Origin of the sequence: Caldimonas sp., from assembly GCF_046291045.1 — a bacterium.
Classification (GTDB): Bacteria; Pseudomonadota; Gammaproteobacteria; order Burkholderiales; family Burkholderiaceae_C; genus Caldimonas.
Window position 1 is genome coordinate 21,714 of the sequence record NZ_JBKBSL010000019.1, and the last position, 22,432, is coordinate 44,145.

General features: G+C 67.7%; 20 protein-coding genes, 1 pseudogene and 1 riboswitch. Of the genes and pseudogenes, 10 read left to right on the forward strand and 11 right to left on the reverse strand.

Annotation, left to right across the window (positions count from 1 at the left end; translation table 11 throughout):
* Window positions 1-72: 72 nt before the first annotated feature.
* Together ACK4ZD_RS08745 and ACK4ZD_RS08750 are read left to right on the forward strand one after the other, a co-directional pair.
* Window positions 73-1,701, forward strand: a complete 1,629-nt coding sequence (locus ACK4ZD_RS08745) for an esterase/lipase family protein (RefSeq protein ID WP_409660590.1) — start codon at window positions 73-75, stop codon at window positions 1,699-1,701.
* An 86-nt stretch (window positions 1,702-1,787) separates the two neighbouring features.
* Window positions 1,788-2,816 (forward strand): T6SS immunity protein Tli4 family protein, encoded by a 1,029-nt coding sequence (locus tag ACK4ZD_RS08750; RefSeq protein ID WP_409660591.1) that lies wholly within the window; start codon window positions 1,788-1,790, stop codon window positions 2,814-2,816.
* A gap of 47 nt (window positions 2,817-2,863) precedes the next feature.
* Here ACK4ZD_RS08750 and ACK4ZD_RS08755 read toward each other — a convergent pair whose 3' ends face one another.
* From ACK4ZD_RS08755 to ACK4ZD_RS08770, 4 genes are read right to left on the reverse strand one after another with little or no spacing between them, the layout of a single operon-like run.
* Window positions 2,864-3,640 (reverse strand): SDR family oxidoreductase, encoded by a 777-nt coding sequence (locus tag ACK4ZD_RS08755; RefSeq protein ID WP_409660592.1) that lies wholly within the window; start codon window positions 3,638-3,640, stop codon window positions 2,864-2,866.
* A complete protein-coding gene (lptC, locus tag ACK4ZD_RS08760; protein WP_409660593.1) occupies window positions 3,637-4,317 on the reverse strand; it encodes an LPS export ABC transporter periplasmic protein LptC in 681 nt (226 codons plus the stop codon). Before lptC ends, ACK4ZD_RS08755 begins: the two co-directional genes overlap by 4 nt.
* Window position 4,318: 1 nt before the next feature.
* Window positions 4,319-4,912, reverse strand: coding sequence for a KdsC family phosphatase (locus ACK4ZD_RS08765; RefSeq protein ID WP_409660594.1), 594 nt, complete (start codon window positions 4,910-4,912; stop codon window positions 4,319-4,321).
* Window positions 4,912-5,907: an SIS domain-containing protein gene (locus ACK4ZD_RS08770; protein WP_409660596.1), complete on the reverse strand. Its 996-nt coding sequence runs from the start codon at window positions 5,905-5,907 to the stop codon at window positions 4,912-4,914. Before ACK4ZD_RS08770 ends, ACK4ZD_RS08765 begins: the two co-directional genes overlap by 1 nt.
* A gap of 92 nt (window positions 5,908-5,999) precedes the next feature.
* Here ACK4ZD_RS08770 and ACK4ZD_RS08775 point away from each other — a divergent pair, with 92 nt between their 5' ends.
* The 4 genes from ACK4ZD_RS08775 (at window position 6,000) to ACK4ZD_RS08790 (ending at window position 10,277) form a co-directional block, all read left to right on the forward strand.
* Complete coding sequence (locus ACK4ZD_RS08775) at window positions 6,000-7,997, forward strand: cation:proton antiporter (protein ID WP_409660598.1); 1,998 nt, start codon at window positions 6,000-6,002, stop codon at window positions 7,995-7,997.
* Window positions 7,998-8,134: 137 nt separating this feature from the next.
* Window positions 8,135-9,124, forward strand: coding sequence for an MBL fold metallo-hydrolase (locus tag ACK4ZD_RS08780; RefSeq protein ID WP_409660600.1), 990 nt, complete (start codon window positions 8,135-8,137; stop codon window positions 9,122-9,124).
* Window positions 9,124-9,699: a histidine phosphatase family protein gene (locus tag ACK4ZD_RS08785; RefSeq protein ID WP_409660601.1), complete on the forward strand. Its 576-nt coding sequence runs from the start codon at window positions 9,124-9,126 to the stop codon at window positions 9,697-9,699. Before ACK4ZD_RS08780 ends, ACK4ZD_RS08785 begins: the two co-directional genes overlap by 1 nt.
* Window positions 9,700-9,737: 38 nt before the next feature.
* Window positions 9,738-10,277 carry an adenine phosphoribosyltransferase gene (locus ACK4ZD_RS08790; RefSeq protein ID WP_409660603.1) on the forward strand — a complete coding sequence of 180 codons (540 nt, stop codon included), beginning with the start codon at window positions 9,738-9,740 and terminating at the stop codon, window positions 10,275-10,277.
* A 32-nt stretch (window positions 10,278-10,309) separates the two neighbouring features.
* Here the strand turns inward: ACK4ZD_RS08790 and ACK4ZD_RS08795 are convergent, their stop codons facing one another.
* The 6 genes from ACK4ZD_RS08795 to rpmH all read right to left on the reverse strand — a co-directional run bounded on the left by ACK4ZD_RS08795 (window position 10,310) and on the right by rpmH (window position 15,047).
* Window positions 10,310-10,777 carry a cyclic nucleotide-binding domain-containing protein gene (locus tag ACK4ZD_RS08795; protein ID WP_409660605.1) on the reverse strand — a complete coding sequence of 156 codons (468 nt, stop codon included), beginning with the start codon at window positions 10,775-10,777 and terminating at the stop codon, window positions 10,310-10,312.
* A 158-nt stretch (window positions 10,778-10,935) separates the two neighbouring features.
* Window positions 10,936-12,312, reverse strand: coding sequence for a tRNA uridine-5-carboxymethylaminomethyl(34) synthesis GTPase MnmE (gene mnmE, locus ACK4ZD_RS08800; protein ID WP_409660607.1), 1,377 nt, complete (start codon window positions 12,310-12,312; stop codon window positions 10,936-10,938).
* 78 nt (window positions 12,313-12,390) lie between these two features.
* The gene (yidC, locus tag ACK4ZD_RS08805; RefSeq protein ID WP_409660609.1) at window positions 12,391-14,103 is read right to left on the reverse strand and encodes a membrane protein insertase YidC; all 1,713 of its coding nucleotides are present in this window, start codon (window positions 14,101-14,103) and stop codon (window positions 12,391-12,393) included.
* Window positions 14,100-14,423, reverse strand: a complete 324-nt coding sequence (gene yidD, locus ACK4ZD_RS08810; protein WP_409660611.1) for a membrane protein insertion efficiency factor YidD — start codon at window positions 14,421-14,423, stop codon at window positions 14,100-14,102. The genes yidC and yidD overlap by 4 nt, the downstream gene beginning before the upstream one ends.
* On the reverse strand, window positions 14,420-14,857 hold the full coding sequence (locus tag ACK4ZD_RS08815; protein ID WP_409660613.1) for a ribonuclease P protein component: 438 nt from the start codon (window positions 14,855-14,857) through the stop codon (window positions 14,420-14,422). Before ACK4ZD_RS08815 ends, yidD begins: the two co-directional genes overlap by 4 nt.
* A 55-nt stretch (window positions 14,858-14,912) precedes the next feature.
* Window positions 14,913-15,047, reverse strand: a complete 135-nt coding sequence (gene rpmH, locus ACK4ZD_RS08820) for a 50S ribosomal protein L34 (RefSeq protein ID WP_019561239.1) — start codon at window positions 15,045-15,047, stop codon at window positions 14,913-14,915.
* Between the two features lie 383 nt (window positions 15,048-15,430).
* Here rpmH and dnaA point away from each other — a divergent pair, with 383 nt between their 5' ends.
* The 3 genes and pseudogenes from dnaA to gyrB all read left to right on the forward strand — a co-directional run.
* On the forward strand, window positions 15,431-16,831 hold the full coding sequence (gene dnaA, locus ACK4ZD_RS08825; RefSeq protein ID WP_409660615.1) for a chromosomal replication initiator protein DnaA: 1,401 nt from the start codon (window positions 15,431-15,433) through the stop codon (window positions 16,829-16,831).
* 259 nt (window positions 16,832-17,090) lie between these two features.
* Window positions 17,091-18,197, forward strand: a complete 1,107-nt coding sequence (gene dnaN / locus ACK4ZD_RS08830; RefSeq protein ID WP_409660617.1) for a DNA polymerase III subunit beta — start codon at window positions 17,091-17,093, stop codon at window positions 18,195-18,197.
* Between the two features lie 170 nt (window positions 18,198-18,367).
* Window positions 18,368-20,815, forward strand: a pseudogene (gene gyrB, locus ACK4ZD_RS08835) (DNA topoisomerase (ATP-hydrolyzing) subunit B); the annotation flags it as partial.
* A gap of 33 nt (window positions 20,816-20,848) precedes the next feature.
* On the opposite strand, the gene ACK4ZD_RS08840 reads toward gyrB, so the two are convergent.
* Window positions 20,849-21,694 carry a YihY family inner membrane protein gene (locus tag ACK4ZD_RS08840; RefSeq protein WP_409660619.1) on the reverse strand — a complete coding sequence of 282 codons (846 nt, stop codon included), beginning with the start codon at window positions 21,692-21,694 and terminating at the stop codon, window positions 20,849-20,851.
* Between the two features lie 91 nt (window positions 21,695-21,785).
* Between ACK4ZD_RS08840 and ACK4ZD_RS08845 the strand changes: the two genes are divergently transcribed.
* A complete protein-coding gene (locus tag ACK4ZD_RS08845) occupies window positions 21,786-22,100 on the forward strand; it encodes a nucleotide pyrophosphohydrolase (protein WP_409660621.1) in 315 nt (104 codons plus the stop codon).
* 69 nt (window positions 22,101-22,169) lie between these two features.
* Window positions 22,170-22,270: riboswitch (glycine riboswitch) on the forward strand.
* Window positions 22,271-22,432 lie beyond the last annotated feature (162 nt).

Genomic DNA, 22,432 nt, shown 5'->3' on the forward strand with positions numbered 1-22,432 from the left:
TGCGGGCCTCCCCTAACGTTGGCTTCTTGCCCATGCACTGGGCCTGAAGCTGTTCGAACCGAACCGACCGACATGAACAACGAGCTGGACATGAGCAAAGCCCGGGTGATCGAACCCGAGTTCGACCACCGCGGCACCCCCATCTGGAAGTCCGTGCTCAGCCCACCGGACGACACCTTTGCGCTGGTGTATGTCATCCCCACTCGCATCATCCCCGTCATCTTCGTGCCCGGCGTGATGGGCAGCAATCTGAAGCCCAGGGAAGAAGGCGAGCGCTGGCGCATGGATTCGAAGCTGACGGCCTCTCCGTGGATATGGGCTGACGCAAAAGAGCGAAAAAAATCCCTGCGCCCCGAAGCCATGGTGGTGGACGACGACGGCAAAGTCCCCACCGACATGAAGCTGCCGGCCGAGGAGCTCAAGCGCCGGGGCTGGGGTGAGATCGCGGCGATGAGCTATGGCCCGGCGCTGCGCTGGCTGGAAGAGCACCTGAACGACTTCGGCTCGTACCAGAACGGCCTACGCGCCCAGCTCCGGCGCGAGGCACTGGGCGCGCAGGTGGGCGAGCAACTGCTGAGCGAAGACGAAGTGCGCCTGAGCTACCGCTACCGCTTCCCGGTGCATGCCTTCGGCTACAACTGGCTGGACGATAACGCCCAGTCCGCCCAAGCCCTGGGCCGCCGCATCGACGAGATCATCGAGCGCTACAACCACCGAGAGATGTCCCACGGCTGCCCGCTGGCGCGCTGCGAGAAGGTCATCCTGGTCACCCACAGCATGGGCGGGCTGGTGGCGCGGCATTGCTCCGAGGTGCTGGGCTACCGGGACAAGATTTACGGCATCGTGCACGGGGTGATGCCGGCCACGGGGGCGGCAGCCGTGTACCGGCGCATGAAGGCCGGCACCGAAGGTTCTTGGGGTGTGGCCCAGGTGCTCGGCGCCGATGCGGCCGAAGTCACGGCGGTGCTGTCCAGCGCGCCGGGGCCGCTGCAGCTGCTGCCCAGCCCCGAGTACGGCAACGGCTGGCTGAGAATCCGCGCCGGCGCCCAGGAGCAGGCCTTGCCGCAGCAAGGCGACCCGTATGGCGAGATCTACACCGTGCGCGGCGCCTGGTGGGGCTTGTGCGACGAAGAGCTCATCAACCCGCTCAACGAGGAGAAGGACCCTCGCAAGCGCAGGCAGCAGGTGGAGGCGGATTGGGGACGGTTCCTAGAACATATCGAAGATGCGAAGAAGTTCCACATTGCCATTCGCCGCCGCTACCACCCCCACACCCACGCCTTCTGCGGTGCCAGCCCCGAGCACAAGGCCTATGGCACGGTCAGTTGGGCGAGGCCGACCGCTGAGGGCGTGTCGGCGGAGCAATGGATGCAAGCTCGGCTGGCGCGCCGTCTCGGTCTGCGCGAGTTCAGCAAGACCGAAGACACCCGCACGGTGCTGCACCCGCGCAACCGCATCCCGGCGGCCTTCGGGATCAGCCAGCCCGACGAAGCCGGCGACGGCACCGTGCCGGCCCGCTCGGGCCTGGCGCCCAAGCCGCACTGCCAGAGCTTCCTGCGCGTGCCCGTCGAGCACGAGCCGGCCTACAACCCCGAGGCCGGCCCGGCCAGCCTCCAGGCCCTGCGCTTCACGCTGCGCGCCATCGTGCGCATCGCCCAGCGTGTGCGTGAGTCGAAGCGCATGATGTACGAGGACTTTTGATGAGACCGGACCGACGCCGCTGGATCCTGGGGGCCTTGTGCGCCCCGTTGACCGCCCTCGTGGCCTGTTCACCCCGCACTCCTGCCATGACCCCTGAAGAAGCCCATCTCGTCCACAAGCTCACCGCGCGCATGCGCACGCGCTGCATCGGCCGGCATCTGATCGACCTGCCCGAGGACTTCGTGCTCAACCCCGTCGATCGTGTCGAGATCGAAGGCGTGGAGGTAAGCATCCGGCCGCTGCCGCGTGCAGGTTTTGACTATCAGTTGGAGCGCAGGACCGAGGAACTTAAGCGTGAGACCATCCATGGAGAGAAGACGCAATCCTTGCGCGAGATACGTCAGTTACCGGATGGTCGAGGCGTTGTCTTCGATCGATCCAAGACGGGGGCCAATCCTGCGATCCGAACTTGGGAGCTGCGAGCTTGGCTAGACGGTTACCAGTTGGTGATGACAACGGAAAGTTACGACAAGTCGTTGTCTAAGCGGCCTTTAGCTGAACTCAAAACCGACGTCGAAGAAAAGTACACCCACCTGCTGAACGTGTACCGCCGCCTGCGCGGGCGGCGCGACGAGGAGATCCCCGGCGAGCCGGGGGACTGCTTTGCTCATGGCTTGTGGACGGGGGCGCAGGCCGAGGCGGCTGAGTTCTACGTGAACTATCACCTCAAGGATGCGCCGGATGTGTTTGTGCAAGTCAGCAGCATCAGCGGCGACGGTAACGTGGCTCGTCCCGACACGGGGTTGATGCAAAGGAAGTCCCAAATAGAGCGCGACTCGCGCCGTTCAGGCATTGACATCCTGCGGTTTTCAGCGCGAGCGATCGGCAAAGATGGTTACGAAGAGTATGTGGCTCGGGAGCCTGAAAAAGTGACTTCGGCACGAGTGGCAGGGCACACGGCCATCGTCCAAACCGATCAATCTGTTCAGGGGGTCGAGCGCCCGTTTTTGACCATCGAGTTCTACAACGGCCACTACATCCCCTCGCCGCCGCGCAGCCTGGAGGAAAAGGCCAAGATCCCGGATCTGACGCGCGCCACCTTGAGCGAAGGCCAGGTGCTGGCGCTGTGGGAGGCCATCACGGCCACGCTGCGGCCGCGGCCTGGGGCGTTGTGAGGGCTGGTGCGACGGGGTCGGGCCGTGCGGGGCGCCGGTGAGGATCCTCACTCCCCCCGCCGCTTCTTGCGCTCCCGCCCCGCAAACACCCGGTCGAACACGGCGTTGGGCAGCAGGCGCAGCAGCTTGGCCACCACGCCCATCTGCCAGGGGATGACGCAGTAGCTGGTGTCGGCCTCGATGGCGGCGTAGGCGCGGTCGGCGAAGGCGTCGGCGCTCATCAGGAAGGGCATGGGGTAGCGGTTCTCGCGCGTCAGCGGCGTGTCGATGTAGCCGGGCAGCACGGTCACGACACTCACGCCGTAGGGGCGCATTTCGCCGCGCAGGCTTTCGCAGTAGTTCACCACCGCGGCCTTGCTGGCGCAATAGGCGCCATGGCCGGGCAGCCCGCGGATGGCCGCCACGCTGGCGATACCCACCAAGCGGCCCGAGCGGCGCGCGCGCAGGCCGTCGATGAAGGGTTGGAAGGTGGCGGCCATGCCCAGCACATTGGTCTCGAGGGTGGCGCGCATCACGTCGAGATCGTCGAAGACGGCGGTGTCCATGCCCACGCTGATGCCGGCGTTGGCGATCACCACGTCGGGCAGGCCCTGGGCGTCGATGCAGGCGCGGCCGGCGGCGGTGATGGCGTTTACGTCGCGCACGTCAGCGGCGTAGACCGTGCAGTCCTCGGCCGTCCAGCCCTGGGCCTGCGCCCAGGCCTCGGTCTCGGCGGCGCGGCGCGCCACCAGGGCCAGGCGGTAGCCGGCGCGGTGGAAGCGCTGCGCCAGGGCCTGGCCGATGCCGCTGGAGGCGCCGGTGACGTAAACCAGCGGCCGGCTCATGACGCGGCCCCTGCGCGCCGCGCCGGGGGCAGCACACCCTGCACGCCTCCGCGCAGTTCGAGCACCCGCCGGGGATGGTCATAGATCAGCGCCTGGCCGGACAATTGCATTGCGCCTTGCTCCAGCATGACCGGCCGGTCCGACACGAGGCGCTGGGCATCGACGAAGAACAGCAGCTCCTCACCGCGGAACTCCATGGGCTGGTCCAGCGGATCGCGCGTCGGCTCGGCCCCGGCCTGGCGGACCACGCGGGCTTCGCCGACCAGGCGCACCTGGCTGCCGTCGCCCTCGGCCTGGGCCTGGCGCGCCGTGGCCACCGTGACGCGGCCCTGCTCGTCGGTGTGGCGCACGCGCACGTCGTCGATCTCGAGCCGGTCGGTGTCCGGATAGTGGCGCAGGGTGCGCCCCTCCAGGCGCAGGCCGGGCAGGCCCGCTTGGGGGTAGTGCTGCACGGAAAAGCGTTCCATCACGTAGTCGGGGTCGCTGCGCGGCGGAGCCTGCTCGCGCGGAGCCTCGGGCACCGGAGTGCTGCGCACCAGCCAGTAGGTCAGGCCGGCCAGCACGGCCATCAGCACCACCGGCAAGGAGGCCGTGAGCTGATCCAGCGCCCGGGCCCAACGCGACAGCCGCGGCCGCTGGGCCGGTGCGCGTGCGTCGATGAGCTGTGCACCGTCCACGTCAGGCCCCAGCCGCCGCACGGCCGTCGTCCAGGGTTTGCAGGTGGCCTTGCAGCAGCCTGGCATAGCGTCCGGCGCCCATCAGCAGCAGGTCGCAGAACTCGCGGGCTGCGCCCTCGCCGCCACGCAGCGTGCACACATGGTGAGCCACGGCTTTGGCTTCGGCATGGGCGTTGGCCGGTGCACAGGCCAGGCCGGCGCGCACCATCAGCGGCAGGTCGGGCCAATCGTCGCCGATCACGGCCACCTCGGGCCAGGTCCAGCCACGCTCATTCAAGAGCGCCTGGGCCACGGCGAGTTTGTCGGCCACGCCGAAGTGGGCCTCGGCGACGCCCAGGTCGCCCAGGCGGCGGCGCACCGCGGGTGAATCGCGGCCGGTGATGACCACCGGCTCGATGCCGGCGCGCGCCAGCAGCTTGATGCCGTGGCCGTCGAGCACATGGAAGGCCTTGAAGGATTCCCCGTCCTCGCCGATGTACAGCCGCCCGTCGGTGAGCACGCCGTCGACGTCGAAGATGGCCGAGCGCAGGCCCTGCGCGCGCAGCAGCAGCTCGGGCGGGGCCGACAGCGCCGGTCGCAGCTCGCGGGGGGCCATCAGATCACCTTGGCGCGCATCAAGTCGTTGCTGTTGAGCGCGCCCACCAGCCGGCCAGTCTCGTCGACCACCAACACCGAGGTGATGCGGGCTTCCTCCATCAGGTCGGCCGCCTCCACCGCCAGAGCGTCGGCCCGCACCGTGCGCGGCTGTCGGGTCATCAGCTCGCCGGCCGTCAGGCCGCGCAGGTCACGGCCCTGCTCGATCTGACGGCGCAGGTCGCCGTCGGTGAAGATACCCAGCACCCGGTCGTCGGCATCGACGATGGCTGTGGCACCCAGGCCCTTGGCGGACATCTCGCGCATCATGGCCGAGAAGCCCGTCTCGGGCCGCACGCGCGGCACGGCGTCGCCTCGGCGCATCACGTCGCGCACATGGGTGAGCAGCTTGCGGCCCAGGGCCCCGCCCGGGTGCGAGCGCGCGAAGTCTTCCTCGCGAAAGCCCCGGGCGTCCAGCAGCGCCACGGCCAACGCATCGCCCAAGGCGATCTGTGCAGTGGTGCTTGCCGTGGGCGCAAGGTTGAGCGGGCAGGCCTCCTGCGCCACCGAGGTGTCGAGCATCACGTCGCTGTGGCGCGCGAGCGTGGAGGTGGCGCGACCGGTCATGCCGATCAGCCTCACGCCCAGGCGCTTGAGCAGGGGCAGGATGGCGGTGAGCTCGTCGCTTTCGCCGGAATTCGAGATCGCGATCACCACGTCCGAGGGCGTGATCATGCCGAGGTCGCCGTGGCTGGCCTCGGCCGGGTGGACGAACATCGCCGGCGTGCCGGTGGAGGCCAGCGTGGCGGCCATCTTGCGGCCCACGTGGCCGCTCTTGCCCATGCCCATCACCACCACACGGCCGGTGCAAGCCAGGATCAGGCCCACGGCCTGGGCGAGGGGCTCGCCCTGGCGGTCCTTCAGGGCCAGCAGGGCCTGGGCCTCGATCTGCAGGGTCTGACGGGCCAGCTCGATGGCGCGGTCGGCGTTGAAGCCAGGGGCAGGCGGGCTTGACATGGGTTCAGGCGGGACAGGCGGTCGCTCGTTTACGATCCAGGGATTCTAGGCGCCGAGCCCGGCTCGCGCCGGCTTTTCCCGCGCGCGCCACCATGGCCTCCACCCTCGATCTCGTGTTGCTCTACCTGCTGGCCGCCGTGCTGGGGGTGGTCGCCTGCCGCAGCCTCAAGCTGCCGCCCATGCTGGGCTACCTGGCCGTGGGGGTGCTGATCGGACCCAACGCCATGGCCCTGGCCAAGGATTCGGCCGGCATCCGCTATCTCGCCGAGTTTGGCGTGGTCTTCCTGATGTTCGTGATCGGGCTGGAGTTCAACCTGCCCAAGCTCAAGAGCATGCGCCGTCTCGTCTTCGGGCTGGGCTTGAGTCAGGTCGTGGGCACGGTGGTGCTGGCCGTGGCCGGCAATGCCCTGCTGGCCTTTGGGCTGGGCCTGGTGGGCCGATCCTGGGACCTCGGCTGGCCCACCGCGCTGGCCCTGGGCGGCGCGCTGGCGATGTCGTCCACCGCCATCGTGGTCAAGCTCATGGCCGAGCGGCTGGAGCTCGACAGCGAGCACGGCCGGCGCGTGATCGGCGTGCTGCTTTTTCAGGATCTGGCCGTGGTGCCCTTCCTCGTGCTGATCCCCTCGCTAGGAACCGCTGCTGATGCGATGGCCCGCGACCTGGGTCTGGCCTTGCTGAAGGCCACGGTGCTGCTGGGCGTGCTGCTGGTGGGCGGGCAGCGCGTGATGCGCTGGTGGCTCACCCTGGTGGCGCGGCGCAAGAGCGAGGAGCTCTTCATCCTCAACGTGCTGCTGGTCACCCTGGGCCTGGCCTGGCTCACCGAACACGCCGGCCTGTCGCTGGCCCTGGGCGCCTTCGTGGCGGGCATGCTGATCGCCGAGACCGAATACAAGCACCAGGTGGAGGCCGACATCCGGCCTTTCCACGACGTGCTGCTGGGGCTGTTCTTCATCACCATCGGCATGCTGCTGGACTGGCGCGTGGTATGGCAGCAATGGCCGCTGGTGCTGCTGCTGGTCACGCTACCGCTGCTGTTCAAGTTCGCCTTCATCGCCGCGCTGGCCAAGCTCTTCGGCTCGCCCACCGGCGTGGCGCTGCGCACCGGGCTTTACCTGGCCCAGGCCGGCGAGTTCGGCCTGGTGTTGCTCAACCTCGCCACCGACCGCGCACTGGTGAGCGCCGACCTGCGCAGCGCGGTGCTGGCTGCCATGGTGCTGTCGATGCTGGCCACGCCCTTCATCATCGAGCACGCCGACCGCATCGTGATGCGCCTGTCGGCCAACGACTGGATGCTGCAATCGGTGCAGCTCACCAGCATCGCCAAGAAGTCCATCCGCACCGAAGCGCACGTGATCATCTGCGGCTACGGTCGCAGCGGCCAGAACCTCGCCCGCATGCTGGAGGCCGAGGGCATCCCCTACATGGCGCTGGACCTCGACCCCGACCGCGTGCGCCAAGCCGCCGCGGCCGGCCAGAGCGTGGTCTTCGGGGACGCGGCGCGGCTGCAAAGCCTGGTGGCCGCCGGCTTGTCGCGCGCCAGTGCCGTGGTGGTGAGCTATCACGACACACCCTCGGCGCTGAAGATCCTGCAGCTCGTGCGCGAGCACGCCCCGAAAGTGCCGGTGATCGTGCGCACCATCGACGACGCCGACCTCGAACGCCTGCGCGCGGCCGGCGCCGCCGAGGTGGTGCCCGAAGCGATCGAGGGCTCGCTGATGCTGGCCTCGCACGCGATGGCGCTGGTGGGCGTGCCCATGCGCCGGGTGCTGCGCCGCGTGCAGGAGCAGCGCGAGGCCCGCTACAGCCTGCTGCGAGGCTATTTCCATGGCGCCGACGACAGCGGCGCCGACGACCTCCACACGCAGCGCCTGCAGTCCGTCACCCTGCCTGCGGGCTCGCGCTGGTGCGGCCAGCCGATGCACCGCCTGGCGCTGGAGGCCTTGGACGTGCAGGTGGTCTCGGTGCGCCGGGCCCAGGGCGCGGTGATGCGGCCCGACCCCCAACTGCGGCTGCAGGGCGACGACACCCTGGTGCTCTCAGGCTTGCCCGAAGCCCTGGCCCGCGCCGAGGAACGCCTGCTGGCGGCCTGACGGGGCCTTGCGCGCGCAGCGCGCAAAGCCCGCACCTTCTCGGGGATTTACCGACGCCCCTGGCAACGGACGCCGGATGGGACGACCATCTCGCCGAGCCTGTCTCCCCTCCGTCGCCGACTGAACAGGAGCGTTCCATGCTGCATCGCCGCCAGTTTCTTGCCGGATCCGCCGCCCTCGCCCTCGGCTCCTCTGGGTTCCTGGGCTTTGCGCCCGCCTGGGCCCAGAACGCGCCCGACCTGGGCACCCCCGACCTGCCCAACCCCGGCTTCGCCCGCCTGCGCATCGGGGACGTCGAGATCCTGGCCATCAACGATGGCGTGGTCCGCCGCCCGCTGGCCGAGGGCTTCGTGCGCGACGTTCCGTTGGCACAGGTTCAGTCCGCGCTCGCCGAAGCCGGCCTGCCCACCACGCATGTGGACATCAGCTTCACCGCCTTCGTCGCCCTGTTGGGCGAGCGCCGCGTGCTGATGGACACCGGCAACGGCCAGTTCGGGGCGCCCACCACTGGCCGGCTGCTGGCCCACCTGCAGGCCGCCGGCATCGCCCCCGACAGCATCGACACCGTGGTCATCACGCACTTCCACGGCGACCACATCAACGGCCTGCGCAACCGCGAAGGCCAGACCCCCTTCCCCAAGGCCAAGGTCTGGGTGCCGGAAGCCGAGTGGGCCTATTGGATGGACGATGCCCGCATGAACGCCGCGCCCGAAGGCATGCGCGGCGCCTTCCAGAACGTGCGCCGTGTCTTCGGCCCCATCGCCGGCGAGGTGCAGAAGTTCGCCCCCGACGCCGCGCTGATGCCGGGTCTGCGCGCGGTCTCTGCCCACGGCCACACGCCGGGCATGTCGATGTTCGAAGTGTCATCGCGCGGCCGGCGCTTCCTCAACCTGGCCGACCTATCCAACATTCCCGCGCTATTCGTGCGTCAGCCCGACTGGGCGGTGACCTTCGACATGGACCCGCAGGCCGCACGCGCCGTGCGCCGCAAGATCCTCTCGATGACGGCCCAGGAGGGTGTGACGGTGGGGGGCTACCACTTCCCCTTCCCCGCCTTCGGCACCATCCGCGCGCGCGGCGACGGCTACGACTTCACGCCGACGCCGGTTTTAGCCAAGGCCCTGTGATGCGGCGCCGTCTTGCGCTGCACGGCTTGGTCGGGCTGGGCCTTGTGAGCCGCCTGGGCCAAGCCCACGGCGAGGCGGCCCGGCTTCTGGAGGCCCTGCGCGAGGGCGGTGCCGTGCTGATGCTGCGCCACGCCCGCACCGAACCTGGCGTGGGTGATCCGCCTGGCTTTCGGATGGGCCAATGCGCCACACAGCGCAACCTCTCGGAGATCGGCCGGGCGCAGGCGCGGCGTATCGGCCAGACCCTGGCCGCGCAGGGGCTGGAGCCACGGGCCGTGCGCTGCAGCGGCTGGTGCCGCTGCATCGACACGGCCGAGCTGGCCTTCGGGCGGCATGAGGTCTGGCCCGCCCTGCACTCTTTCTTCGCCAAGCGCGCCGCGCTGCGCGACCCGCAGACCGCCGCGTTGCGGCACGCGCTGGCACAGCTGCCGGCCCGGGGTTTCGAGGCCTGGGTCACCCACCAGGTCAACATCACGGCCCTCACCGGCGCCTGGGTGGACATGGGCGAGGCCGTGGTGCTGCGCGGCGGCCCCGATGGGGGCACAATGCTGGGCCGGCTGAGCCTGGCCGCCTGACTCGAGGCGGGGCGTCGGCCCGTCATCCCCGCCGACCCATGGACACCGCCGACTACATCAAGCGCCACATCCGCACCGTCCCCGACTGGCCCTCGCCTGGCGTGCAGTTCCGCGACATCACACCGCTGCTGCAGAACCCCAAGGTGTTTCGGGTGCTGATCGATCAGTTCGTGCACCGCTATTTCGACACCACCGCCGACGTGGTGGCCGGGCTGGACGCACGCGGCTTCATCATCGGCTCGGTGCTGGCCTATGAGCTCAACGTGGGTTTCGTGCCCATCCGCAAGAAAGGCAAGCTGCCCTTCACCACGGTGGAAGAGACCTACGAGCTGGAATACGGCTCGGCCACGGTCGAGCTGCACACCGACGCCGTGAAACCCGGCGACCGCGTCGTGCTGATCGACGACTTGATCGCCACCGGCGGGACGATGATGGCGGGCAAGCGCCTGCTCGAGCGGCTTGGGGCCACCGTCATCGAAGGAGCGGCCATCGTCGAGCTGCCGGAGCTGGGCGGTGGCGCCAAGCTGCGCGCGGCCGGCCTGCCGCTGTTCACCCTGGTGAGCTTCGAGGGGCACTGAAGGCCCTGCCGGCCGGCCCCCGCCCGGCCCGCTCAGGTCATGGGCATGCGGTGGGCGAGGTTGGAGCGCATGCGGATGGCCATCACCGCGCCCGCCGCGCGCAGCACCTCCAGCGCCACCACCGGCATGCGCGCAGCCAGCTCCTCCAGGCGCGGCAAACGCAGCGCGTAGATCACGCCGGGGGTCATCGCCTCCACGGTGGCCATGCGCGGGCCCTCGGCAAAGAGCGAGGGCTCGCCCATCACCGCGCCTGGGCGCAGGATGGCCACCTTGTTGGCGCCGGGCGGGGCGTCGGGCACGAACACCTGCATCGTGCCCTGGGCCAGGAAGTACATCGCGCGGTCGCGGTCGCCCTGGCGGATCACCTGGTCGCCCATGCGCACCTCGTGGCGGCTGAGGAACTGCGTGAGGGTGCGCCACTGCTGGGCATCGAGGCGCGGCCGGAAGGCGTCTTCGGTGTTGAGCGACTGCACCGCCTGGATCAGCTCCTGGGCTTCCATGGTCTCGTGTCCTTTGCACTGCTGCGCGGACCGCGCTGCACACACGTGCGACGCTCCGCTTCGATCGTTCGATTATGGGCCTTGGGTCCAAGACCTCACAATGCGCCCCCCCGCAGGCGGGGGCTCATCGGCCCAGGCAGGCCGCTCGTCGGCACCTGTTACTTGCCGATGCAGAACTTACGAAAGATCTCGCCCAGCAACTCATCGGGCGTCATGCGGCCGGTGATCTCTCCCAAGGCGTCATGGGCCAGGCGCAGCTCCTCGGCCAGCAGATCCAGAGCGGCATCGGCCACACGCGCATGGGCCTGGGCGCGGGCCAGGTGGTCGGCCGTGCGGCGCAGCGCGCGCAAGTGGCGCTCGCGCGCGATGAACACGCCCTCGGGTTGGGCATGCCAGCCCACCTGCTCGAGCAGCAGCCGACGCAAGACCTCCAGGCCCTCGCCCGTCTTGGCTGACAGGGCCACATGCGGCTGCGGCAGGCCCGGCGGCAGCCCGCGGGCGTCGAGCTTGTTGTAGACGTGCACCACCTGCGGGCCGCTGGGCAATCGGGCAGCGATGTCCGCCTCGCCGAGGTCGTAGTCGGCCTGTCCCAAGCGCGTGAGGTCGTGCAGGAACAACACCAGATCGGCCTGGGCGATCTCGCTCCAGCTGCGCGCGATGCCGATGCGCTCGACCTCGTCGGTGGCCTCGCGCAGGCCCGCGGTGTCGATCACATGCACCGGCACACCCTCGATCTGGATGGTCTGGCTGACCTTGTCGCGGGTGGTGCCCGGGATCGGCGTGACGATGGCCAGCTCCGCGCCGGCCAGGGCATTGAGCAGCGAACTCTTGCCCACGTTGGGCTGGCCGGCCAGCACGAGCCGGATGCCCTCACGCAGCAAGGCACCCTGGTGCGCCTGGTCCAGCAGTTCCTGAAGGGCCGTGCGGATACCCTCGAGCTGGCCGCGTGCATCGGCTTTCTCGAGGAAGTCGATTTCCTCCTCGGGAAAGTCCAGCGTGGCCTCCACCAGCAGGCGCAGGCGCACCAGCCGCTCGCGCAGGCCCTCCACCTGCTGCGAGAAGGCGCCGGCCAGCGAGCGGCCGGCCGAGCGCGCTGCGGCCTCGGTGCTGGCCTCGATCAGGTCGCTCACCGCCTCGGCCTGGGCCAGGTCGAGCTTGTCGTTCAAGAAAGCCCGCTCGGTGAACTCGCCAGGCTCGGCCAGACGCAGCCGCGGCAGCGCCTGCTGCGCCACGTCCAGGCAGCGCGCCAGCAGCAACTGCAGCACCACCGGGCCGCCATGGGCCTGCAGCTCCAGCACGTCCTCCCCGGTGTAAGAGTGCGGAGCCGGGAAGTACAGCGCCAGGCCGTGGTCGATGGCCTGGCCCTGCGCGTCGGTGAAGGGCAGATAGTGCGCATGGCGCGGCACGAGCGCGCGGCCCAGCAGGGCCGACACGAAGCCCGAGAGATCGCGCCCGGACACGCGCACGATGCCCACCGCCCCGCGGCCGGGGGCGGTGGCGATGGCAACGATCGGGTCGTGATGGCGAGGCAGCATGGCCGGCATTGTGACCCCAAAAAACACGAACGCCCCGAGGCGCTCAGCCCGGGGCGTTGCGGTCAGACCGAGAGCGCCTCAGCTCTTGGGCGAGAACTTCAGGTCCAGCACGCCGAGCTTCTTGTTGATGTACCACTGCTGCGCGATCGACAAGATGTTGTTCGTCAGCCAGTACAGCACCAGGCCGGCCGGGAAGAAGAAGAACATCACCGAGAACATCAGCGGCATGATCCACATCATCTTGGCCTGGATCGGGTCCGGCGGCGTGGGGTTCAGCCAGGTCTGCAGCAGCGTCGATGCCGTCATCAGCAACGGCAAGATGTAGTAAGGATCCTTGGCCGAGAGATCGTCGATCCACAAGATCCACGGCGCGTTGCGCATCTCCACCGACGACAGCAACACCCAGTACAACGCGATGAACACCGGGATTTGGATCAGGATGGGCAGGCAGCCGCCCATGGGATTGACCTTTTCCTCACGGTAGATGCGCATCATCTCCTGCTGCATCTGCTGCGGCTTGTCCTTGTAGCGCTCGCGCAGCTCGTTGATGCGCGGCGCCACGGCCTTCATCTTGGCCATCGAGCGGTAGGCGCTGGCGTTGAGGCCATAGAAAGCGGCCTTGAGCAGCACCACCAGGGCCACGATGGACCAGCCCCAGTTGCCCAGCAGGACATGGAGTTTGTCGAGCAACCAGAACAAGGGCTTGGCCAGAATGGTGAACCAGCCGTAGTCCTTCACGAGCTCCAGGCCCGGAGCCAGGGCCGCGAGCTTCTTCTCCTCCTGCGGGCCCACGAAGAGCGTGGTTTCGACGGTGCGACTCTCACCTGAGGCCAGCGGCGGCAGCGGCACGACCATCGCGATCGAGTACAGATTGTTGCTCACCTTGGCGGCGCGAAACTCGCGCATCAGCCGGTCATGCCCAGGCACATTGAGCAGCCAGGCCGAGGCGAAGTAGTGCTGCACCATCGCGACCCAGCCGTTGTCCGCCGGCGCGGCCGTCTCGGCCTTGCCACGCTCGATGTCCTTGAAATCGATCTTGTGGAACTTCTTCTGGTCGGTGTAGAGCGCCGGGCCAGTGAAGGTGAAATAGAAGCTGGACTCTCCCGGCGGCGGGTTGCCATCACGGGCGAGTTGCAGATACAGCTGAGGTTCCTGGGGGTCTTGCCCTTGGTTGACGACCTCATGACGCACGCCGATGGTGTACTGGCCCCGGCGGAAGGTGTAGGTCTTGAGGTAGCGCAGCCCCCCGATGACAGGCGAGCTCAGCGTCACTTCTAGCTGATCCTGGCCTTCGGCCAAGCGGCGCGGCCCCAGATCCTCGACCGTCATGGCGGTGAAGTGATTGGGAAAGGTCTTGCCGGCCTGGATCAATCCCGTCTGGGCCAGATAGACCCGCTGGGCCGATTGGTCGAGCAGCACCACGTTGCGGCGGCGGTCTTCCTGATCGGCGTAGTTCAGCAGCTCCAGGTAGCTCAGCGTGCCCCCCTGGGTGTCGATCACGGCCTTGACCACGTCGGTGGTGATCTCCAGCCGCTGCGCTGCGGCGGTGCCAGCCGCAGGCGCGGGGGCCTGAGTGGCGATGCCGCCGGGCGTGGCCGCGGTGGCCGGCTGCGGCAGTGCCGCCGCCGAGGCGGCACCCCCAGACGGCGCTGCCGACGCCGCCGGCTGCTGGGCCACCGGCGTGGGCGAGAACATCGACGGCCGGCCGGTGTGCTTGTTCCAGGCATCCCAGAGCAGGATGAGGGACATCGAGAACACCACCCACAGGATGGTGCGGCGCATATCGGTCATGGAGACGACTCGCTGTTGGAGGAAGGAGACGGGACACCCGGGGCGGGGCCGGGCTCGACGTGGCGGGTGAACAGCCCCGATCGCCCCTGCGCCCCCCCGCTGCTGCGCAAAGGCACAGGATCGTGCCCTCCCTCGCACCAGGGGTGGCAGCGCAGCAGGCGACGTGCGGCGAGGTAGCTGCCCATCGCTGCACCGTGGCGGTCCAGCGCTTGCAAGGCGTAGGCCGAGCAGCTCGGCTCGAAGCGGCAGTCGCCGCCCACCCAGGGGCTGAACAGCCACTGGTAGGCGCGCACCAAAACCTTGAGAGCGGCGGCGATCATGCAGTTCTCCCAGCCCAGCGTCGCGCCGCGGCGTCCATCAGGGCGTCGGCCTCGGCACGCACGGCACGACGCAGCGCCAACGAATCGGCGCTGGGGAACTGATCGCGGTCGAAGGCGGCGCGCAATCGCGCCACCCACATCCCGCCAGGCAAGATGCCGGCGTGCCGCGCGAAAGCCGCGTACATCTGCCGCTTGAGTACGTTGCGCATGACCGCGCGGCGCGCCCAGCGCTTCGGGATCACCACGCCGACGGCCAGCGTGCGGGCCGTGGCCGCATAGACATCCACAAGGGGCGCTCCCTCAGGATCGGCCCCTGTTGACAACTGGGCCTGAACAGGCAGGTGGTGCAGCACGAAGTGCGGGCTGCGTGCCGCGATGGCCGAAGCACCGGCCCCCAGCACCCGCTCGAAATCCGCGCGGCTCGACAACCGCACCAGGTCTGCAGGGGCTGCGGGCTGGGCCAAACCGGCGCTCGCCGCGCTGCCAGGGTCAGACGGCCAGGCGCTTGCGGCCCTTGGCGCGACGGGCATTGATGACCTTGCGGCCGCCCTTGGTCTTCATGCGCACCAAGAAGCCGTGCGTGCGGGCGCGGCGAACCTTGGAAGGCTGGTAAGTACGTTTCATGATCGGATCCTCTCGGAGAACTCCACCCGGGCCGGACAGCCTGGCGACAGCCAACCCTCGCAGGCGCAAGGGCCCGGCACAGGGTTGGGGGGACTCCCGGCACCTGCCGCGCCCTCTGCGGCCGCTCACCCCTGCCGCTGTGCGCACCCAAGGGCGTGGACCCTTGGGCGTGACATCAAGTGCAAGGCGCCTGGGCGCAGGCTCACGAAAGTCCGGGAAACCCTCAATTACACCAAATGCCCCGAAGGTGGTCAACGGCTGTGCGGCCAAGCCGCAGGGCCGGCCAGGGTTGATCCGAACAGGTTTTCTGTGGATAAGTCGTCCCGCAACGGCCGTGCAGGGCTAGAATCTCGCGGCTCCAGAAAAAAGTTTTCCACAAATCCATGAGCTCCGACTTGTGGCAGCGCTGCTGCGAACGACTCGCCGCCGAACTGCCCGAACAGCAATATGCCACTTGGATCCGCCCCCTGCCCCCGGGCCTGCTCGCCCAGGGCGAAGCCGGGCCGGTGCTGTCCCTGCGTGTGCCCAACCGCTTCAAGCTGGACTGGATCCGTGCGCAGTACGCGGCCCGCATCGAGGCCGTGCTGGCCGAACTTCACGGCCAGCCGGTGCGGCTGGAACTGACCCTGGCACCGCGCGAGCCCGTGCCGGCGCGACCGGCTGTGGCCGTGGCGGCGGCGTCCTCGCCGGGCCCTGCGGGGATGAACGGCTCGGCTGCGGCCAGCCCCATCGTGGCGCCGGCCCCGCCGCCGCCACAGCCATCACGTCACCGCCTCAACCCCAGCCTGACCTTCGACACCCTGGTGCCCGGCCGGGCCAACCAGATGGCCCGCACCGCCGCGCTGCACGTGGCCGGCGCGCCGGGCCAGATGTACAACCCGCTGTTCATCTATGGCGGTGTGGGCCTGGGCAAAACGCACCTGATGAACGCCGTGGGCAATGCCCTGCTAGCCGACCGGCCCGACGCCAAGGTGCTCTATCTGCACGCCGAGCAATTCATCTCGGACGTGGTGAAAAACTATCAGCGCAAGACCTTCGATGAGCTCAAGGCCAAATACCACCAGCTCGACCTGTTGCTGATCGACGATGTGCAGTTCTTTGCCGGCAAGGACCGTACCCAGGAGGAGTTTTTCAACGCCTTCGAGGCCCTGCTGGCCAAGCGCGCGCACATCATCATGACCAGCGACACCTACCCCAAGGGCTTGGTGGACATCGACGAGCGCCTGACCAGCCGCTTCGATTCGGGCCTGACCGTGGCCATCGAGCCGCCCGAGCTGGAGATGCGGGTGGCCATCCTGATCAAGAAAGCCGAGGCCGAAGGCGCCCAGATGCCTGAGGACGTGGCCTTCTTCGTGGCCAAAAACGTGCGCGCCAACGTGCGCGAGCTCGAAGGGGCGCTGCGCAAGATCCTGGCTTATTCACGGTTTTCCCACAAGGAAATCAACATCGCGCTGGCCCGCGAGGCGCTCAAGGACTTGCTGTCGATCCAGAATCGGCAGATCTCGGTCGAGAACATCCAAAAGACGGTGGCCGACTTCTACAAGATCAAGGTCGCCGACATGTACTCCAAGAAGCGGCCTGCCTCGATCGCCCGGCCTCGGCAGATCGCGATGTACCTGGCCAAGGAACTCACCCAGAAGAGCCTGCCGGAGATCGGCGAACTCTTCGGCGGGCGCGACCACACCACCGTGCTGCATGCCGTACGCAAGATCGGCGGCGAGCGCAGCAAGAACACCGAGCTGAACCAGCAGTTGCACGTGCTGGAACAGACCCTCAAAGGCTGAAGGCCCCCTCCACTGAACTTGCCTGACACAAGGGACGCACTGTTGTCAAAGCACAAAGCTGGGGACAAGTTTCGAACAAGCCCCGTCTTGTCCACAGGCCGGCGCGTCGGTGCGAAGTTGTTGTCGCTTCGCCCGCCCGCTTCCCCCGGGGCGGGCCACAGGCTTGTCCCTGGCCCAAAGCCTTGATCGAACAAGACAAAATAGCGTTTTCCACAAAAACACCGGCCCCCTACTACGGCTACCACCTCAAGAGGTTCACATGATTGTGTTGAAAGCACCCCAGGACAAAGTGCTCGGCGCTCTCCAGGCCGTGGCCGGCATCGTGGAACGCCGCCACACCCTGCCCATCCTGGCCAATGTGCTGATCCGCAAGACCGGGGCCCAGGTGGAATTCACCACCAGCGACCTGGAGATCCAGGTGCGCACCACGGCCGAACTGGACGGCGATGCGGGCAACTTCAGCACCTCCGTGGGTGCGCGCAAGCTGATCGACATCCTGCGCTCCCTGCCGGCCGAGCAGGTCGTTGCGCTGTCGGCCACCCAAAACAAGCTCACGCTGACCGGCGGCAAGAGCCGCTTCACGCTGCAGACGCTGCCGGCCGAGGATTTCCCGCTGGTGCAGGAGGCTGCCGACTTCGGCCCGAGCTTCAGCGTGCCCCAGAAAACGCTCAAGAGCCTGATCGGTCAAGTGCACTTCGCGATGGCGGTGCACGACATCCGCTACTACCTCAACGGCATCCTCTTCGTGGCTGAAGGTCAGCAGCTCACCCTCGTGGCCACCGACGGCCATCGCCTGGCCTTGGCCAGCGCCACGCTGGACGTGGAGATGCCCCGCCAAGAGGTCATCCTGCCGCGCAAGACCGTGCTGGAGCTGCAGCGCCTGCTCAAGGACGAGGACACCCCCATCGAGATGCGCTTTGCCGGCAACCAGGCCAAGTTCAGCTTCTCGGGCATGGAGTTCGTCACCAAGTTGGTCGAAGGCAAGTTCCCCGACTACAACCGCGTCATCCCCAAGAACCACAAAAACAGCGTCACCCTGGGGCGCGCCCCGCTGCTGGCCAGCCTGCAGCGCGCGGCCATCCTCACCAGCGAGAAGTTCAAGGGCGTGCGCATCAACATCGAACCGGGCCTGCTGCGCATCGCCTCGAGCAATGCCGAGCAGGAGGAAGCCAAGGAAGAACTCGAGATCGACTACGCAGGCGACACCATCGAGATCGGCTTCAACGTGACCTATCTCGTCGATGCCCTGGCCAACATGAATCAGGACATGGTGAAGGTGGAGCTGCAAGATGCCAACTCCAGTGCGCTGATCACCATCCCGGACGACAACGGCTTCAAGTACGTCGTGATGCCGATGCGCATCTAGCCTTGCCCGAGGCGGCCAGCCGCCACCGCGCGTCTCCTGGCGCACCCCTGCCCCCGCCACAAGCGGGGGTTTCGTCCCGATTGACACCCGGTCCCGTACCGGGCCCTCTACGTTAGGCAGTCATGAGCGAAAACCAAGCCCCTCAGCCCCAGCCCGTTGACGGCAGCGGGTATGGCGAAAGCAGCATCCAGATCCTCGAGGGCCTGGAGGCCGTGCGCAAGCGTCCCGGCATGTACATCGGCGACACCTCCGACGGCACGGGCTTGCACCACCTGGTCTTCGAGGTGGTGGACAATTCCATCGACGAGGCCCTGGCCGGGCACTGTGACGACATCGTGGTCACCATCCACACCGACAACTCGGTCTCCGTCATCGACAACGGCCGCGGCATCCCCACCGGCGTGAAGATGGACGACAAGCACGAGCCCAAGCGCTCGGCCGCCGAGATCGCGCTGACCGAGCTGCACGCCGGCGGCAAGTTCAACCAGAACAGCTACAAGGTCTCCGGCGGCCTGCATGGCGTGGGCGTGTCCTGTGTGAACGCTTTGTCCAAATGGCTGCGCCTGACGGTGCGACGCGACGGCAAGGTGCACTTCCTCGAATTCCGCAAGGGCGTGCCGCAGGACCGTGTGATCGAGATGCGCGACGGGGTCGAGGTCAGCCCCATGAAGGTCATCGGTGAGACCGACAAGCGCGGCACCGAGGTGCACTTCCTGCCCGACGACGAGATCTTCCAGCAGAACAACGACTTCCACTACGACATCCTCGCCAAGCGCTTGCGTGAGCTGTCCTTCCTGAACAATGGCGTGAAGATCCGCCTGGTGGACGAGCGCCACCACAAGGAGGACAACTTCGCCTTCGCCGGTGGGGTCAAGGGCTTCGTTGATTTCATCAACCAGGGCAAAAAAGTCCTGCACCCCAACGTCTTCCATGCCGCGGGCGAGAAGCTCAGCGAGCAAGGCACCACCATCGGTGTCGAGGTGGCGATGCAGTGGAACGACGGCTACAACGAGAACGTCCTGTGCTTTACCAACAACATCCCGCAGCGTGATGGCGGCACCCACCTGACCGGCCTGCGCGCGGCGATGACCCGCGTGATCAACAAGTACATCGAGGACAACGAACTGGCCAAGAAGGCCAAGGTCGAGGTCAGCGGGGACGACATGCGCGAAGGCCTGGCCTGCGTGGTGAGCGTCAAGGTGCCCGAGCCCAAATTCTCCAGCCAGACCAAGGACAAACTCGTCTCCAGCGAGGTCCGCGGACCGGTGGAGGAGATCGTGGCCAGCAAGCTCACCGACTGGCTGCTCGAGAACCCCACCGATGCCAAGATCATCTGCGGCAAGATCGTGGAGGCCGCGCGCGCCCGCGAAGCCGCCCGCAAGGCCCGTGAGATGACGCGCCGCAAGGGCGTGCTCGATGGCTTGGGCCTGCCCGGCAAACTGGCCGACTGCCAGGAAAAGGATCCGGCGCTGTGCGAGATCTACATCGTCGAGGGCGACTCGGCCGGCGGCTCGGCCAAGCAGGGCCGCGACCGGAAGTTCCAGGCCATTTTGCCGCTGCGCGGCAAGATCCTGAACGTCGAGAAGGCGCGCTACGAAAAGCTGCTGTCGAGCAACGAGATCATCACGCTGATCACGGCCTTGGGCACTGGCATCGGCAAGGACGACTTCAACCCGGACAAGCTGCGCTACCACCGCATCATCATCATGACCGATGCGGACGTGGACGGCGCACACATTCGCACCCTGCTGCTGACCTTCTTCTACCGCCAAATGCCCGAGCTGGTGGAACGCGGCCACATCTACATCGCCCAGCCGCCGCTGTACAAGGTGAAGGTGGGCAAAGACGAGCAGTATCTGAAAGATGCCCATGAGCTCGATGCCTACTTGCTGCGCGTGGCGCTGAAGGATGCGCGCCTGGACACGGGCGTCAATGGCACGGTGCTTGAAGGTGAAACGCTGGAGACGCTGGCGCGCCAGTACGTGCTGGCCAACAACGTGATCGACCGCCTGGCCAACTGGATGGACGTGGAAGCCCTGCGCGCCCTGGCCGACGGTCTGGAACTGCAGCTCGACACGGCCGAGCAGGCCCGCGCCTCGGCCGCCGCGCTGAAGGCCGCTTTGCACGACGCCGAGGTGGAGGCCGTCTACGACGAGCGCACCGACAAGCAGATGCTGCGCATCAGCCGACGCCACCACGGCAACCTCAAAAGCAGTGTGATCAGCGCCGACTTCGTCCACGGCGCCGACTACGAAGCCCTGAGCACCGCCGGCCGCATGTTCAAGGGTCTGGTCGGCCCCAACGCCATCGTGCGCAAGGGCGAGGGCGACAAGCAGAAGGAGGCCCAGGTCGGCGACTTCCGTCAGGCCATGGCCTGGCTGATGCAGCAAGCCGAGAACAGCGTCTCACGCCAGCGTTACAAGGGCCTGGGCGAGATGAACCCCGAGCAGCTCTGGGAAACCACCATGGACCCCAACGTGCGCCGCCTGTTGAAGGTGCAGATCGAGGACGCGATCGAAGCCGACCGGGTGTTCACGATGCTGATGGGCGACGAGGTGGAGCCGCGTCGCGACTTCATCGAGAGCAACGCGCTGCGGGCGATGAACATCGACGTCTGATCACGCGGTTTGCCACGGCCTATCCGCTCTGGGTCAAAGCTGCTTTGGCGCGGCCCGAGGACGGGATTGGCGCCCTTGGCGCTTGGCGGGCGGCGTCCCCAGCTGAGCGGTCAGCAGCGCTGCGGCCAAGGTCACGATCCAAGAGTAGTAGACCCACAGCAGGAAGACCGGCAACACCGCAAAGCCGCCGTACAGCGCGCGGTAAGTGGGCAGTTTCAGCACGAACGCGGCGAAGGCTTGCTTGCCAAACTCCAGGCCCGCCGCGCCAATCAGGCCGCCCAGGAGGGCATGACGCGGGCGCACGGTCGTGTGGGGCCCCATATAGAAAAGCAAGGTCAGCGTGAGGAAGCTCAGCAGGGCCGGGCCCAAGGCCCACATGAACTCGACGCGCACGGGCAAGTCACTGAGCCAGCCCTTGGACACTGCCACGGCATGCGACACAGCCCAAAGACTCATGCCGAGCACCAGCGGCCCGGCCGCCACCAGGGGGAGGTACAGGGCCAGACGTTTGAGCCAAGGGCGGCCCCGACGCACCTGCCAGATCTGGTTGAGCGCGTTCTCGACGGTGAGCATCAGGGCCACCGCGGTGATCACCAGGAGTCCGTAAGCGGTCCAGCTCAGGGTATGGGCATTGTCCGCAAAGCGTCCCAGGTGTCGCAGGACGGCCGTTGCGATCTCGGGCGGCAACAGATGAGCCAGCCACAGTTCTTCGAGCGATCGCTGGAAGGGCCGCAAGCCCGGCAGGTGCTTGAACAGCGCAAACCCCACGGCCAGCAGCGGTACCAGCGACAGCAGCGTGGTGAAGCTCAGGCTGCCGGCCACCTGGGCCAGGCGGGCGTCGCGCAGGCGATCGAGGAGTCGGCGAAGGCGGGAAAGCATGGCAGGCACGAGGGGCCGGTGTCGGGCGCGGGCCGGATTGTCCGAGAATCGAGGCCACCCTTCCCGTGCAGAATCGACGCCCGAGGCGCCCATGACGGATTCCCTGGCCACGCTGGCCCAACGCCTGCAGCAGTTCGCCCAGGCGCGCGACTGGCAGCGCTTCCATTCACCCAAGAACCTGGCCTCGGCCCTGGCCGTGGAGGCCGGCGAGCTGCTGGAGCATTTCCAGTGGCTGACCGAGGAGCAGAGCCGGCAGCTCGAGGCGGAGCGCAAGGCCGAGGTGGCCGAGGAGATGGCTGATGTGCTGCTGTACCTGGTGCAGTTGGCCACGGTGATGGAGGTCGATTTGCTCGAAGCGGCCCAGCGCAAGATCGAACGCAACGAGCGGCGCTTTCCCGCGCTTTGAGGTGCACCGCTTTCGGGGCACGTGGCGCATCTTCAGGCACAATGGCGCCGTGGCTGCTCAGCGGCGGCCACGGTGATGTCGGGAGAGCCTGCCGGGGGTGCGCATGCCCAGGCGGCGCCGAAGGAGCAACCGCCCCGGAAACTCTCAGGCCCCAGGACCGGCATCGCCCACCGACTCTGAAGAGCTGCCGGCCGTTGGCGTCGCCGGTCAGCACCGAAGGAGCAAGCGGGAGCCCCGTGCGCCCGTGAATCTCTCAGGTCCGCAACAGAGGGGGCGTCCAGGCCGCGGTTCGCGCAGCCCGGGCTCCCATCCTCGACGCGTGGCTTTCCCTG

Bases quoted from the DNA above. Each gene is read 5' to 3' on its own strand.
- rpmH (WP_019561239.1), bottom strand. From the start codon at position 15,047: ATGAAACGTACTTACCAGCCTTCCAAGGTTCGCCGCGCCCGCACGCAC.
- ACK4ZD_RS08750 (WP_409660591.1), top strand. From the start codon at position 1,788: ATGACCCCTGAAGAAGCCCATCTCGTCCACAAGCTCACCGCGCGCATG.
- dnaA (WP_409660615.1), top strand. From the start codon at position 15,431: ATGAGCTCCGACTTGTGGCAGCGCTGCTGCGAACGACTCGCCGCCGAA.
- mnmE (WP_409660607.1), bottom strand. From the start codon at position 12,312: ATGCTGCCTCGCCATCACGACCCGATCGTTGCCATCGCCACCGCCCCC.
- yidD (WP_409660611.1), bottom strand. From the start codon at position 14,423: ATGATCGCCGCCGCTCTCAAGGTTTTGGTGCGCGCCTACCAGTGGCTG.
- ACK4ZD_RS08745 (WP_409660590.1), top strand. From the start codon at position 73: ATGAACAACGAGCTGGACATGAGCAAAGCCCGGGTGATCGAACCCGAG.
- ACK4ZD_RS08755 (WP_409660592.1), bottom strand. From the start codon at position 3,640: ATGAGCCGGCCGCTGGTTTACGTCACCGGCGCCTCCAGCGGCATCGGC.
- yidC (WP_409660609.1), bottom strand. From the start codon at position 14,103: ATGACCGATATGCGCCGCACCATCCTGTGGGTGGTGTTCTCGATGTCC.
- ACK4ZD_RS08795 (WP_409660605.1), bottom strand. From the start codon at position 10,777: ATGGAAGCCCAGGAGCTGATCCAGGCGGTGCAGTCGCTCAACACCGAA.
- ACK4ZD_RS08770 (WP_409660596.1), bottom strand. From the start codon at position 5,907: ATGTCAAGCCCGCCTGCCCCTGGCTTCAACGCCGACCGCGCCATCGAG.
- ACK4ZD_RS08785 (WP_409660601.1), top strand. From the start codon at position 9,124: ATGCGGCGCCGTCTTGCGCTGCACGGCTTGGTCGGGCTGGGCCTTGTG.
- dnaN (WP_409660617.1), top strand. From the start codon at position 17,091: ATGATTGTGTTGAAAGCACCCCAGGACAAAGTGCTCGGCGCTCTCCAG.
- ACK4ZD_RS08775 (WP_409660598.1), top strand. From the start codon at position 6,000: ATGGCCTCCACCCTCGATCTCGTGTTGCTCTACCTGCTGGCCGCCGTG.
- ACK4ZD_RS08765 (WP_409660594.1), bottom strand. From the start codon at position 4,912: ATGGCCCCCCGCGAGCTGCGACCGGCGCTGTCGGCCCCGCCCGAGCTG.
- ACK4ZD_RS08845 (WP_409660621.1), top strand. From the start codon at position 21,786: ATGACGGATTCCCTGGCCACGCTGGCCCAACGCCTGCAGCAGTTCGCC.
- ACK4ZD_RS08780 (WP_409660600.1), top strand. From the start codon at position 8,135: ATGCTGCATCGCCGCCAGTTTCTTGCCGGATCCGCCGCCCTCGCCCTC.
- ACK4ZD_RS08840 (WP_409660619.1), bottom strand. From the start codon at position 21,694: ATGCTTTCCCGCCTTCGCCGACTCCTCGATCGCCTGCGCGACGCCCGC.
- ACK4ZD_RS08790 (WP_409660603.1), top strand. From the start codon at position 9,738: ATGGACACCGCCGACTACATCAAGCGCCACATCCGCACCGTCCCCGAC.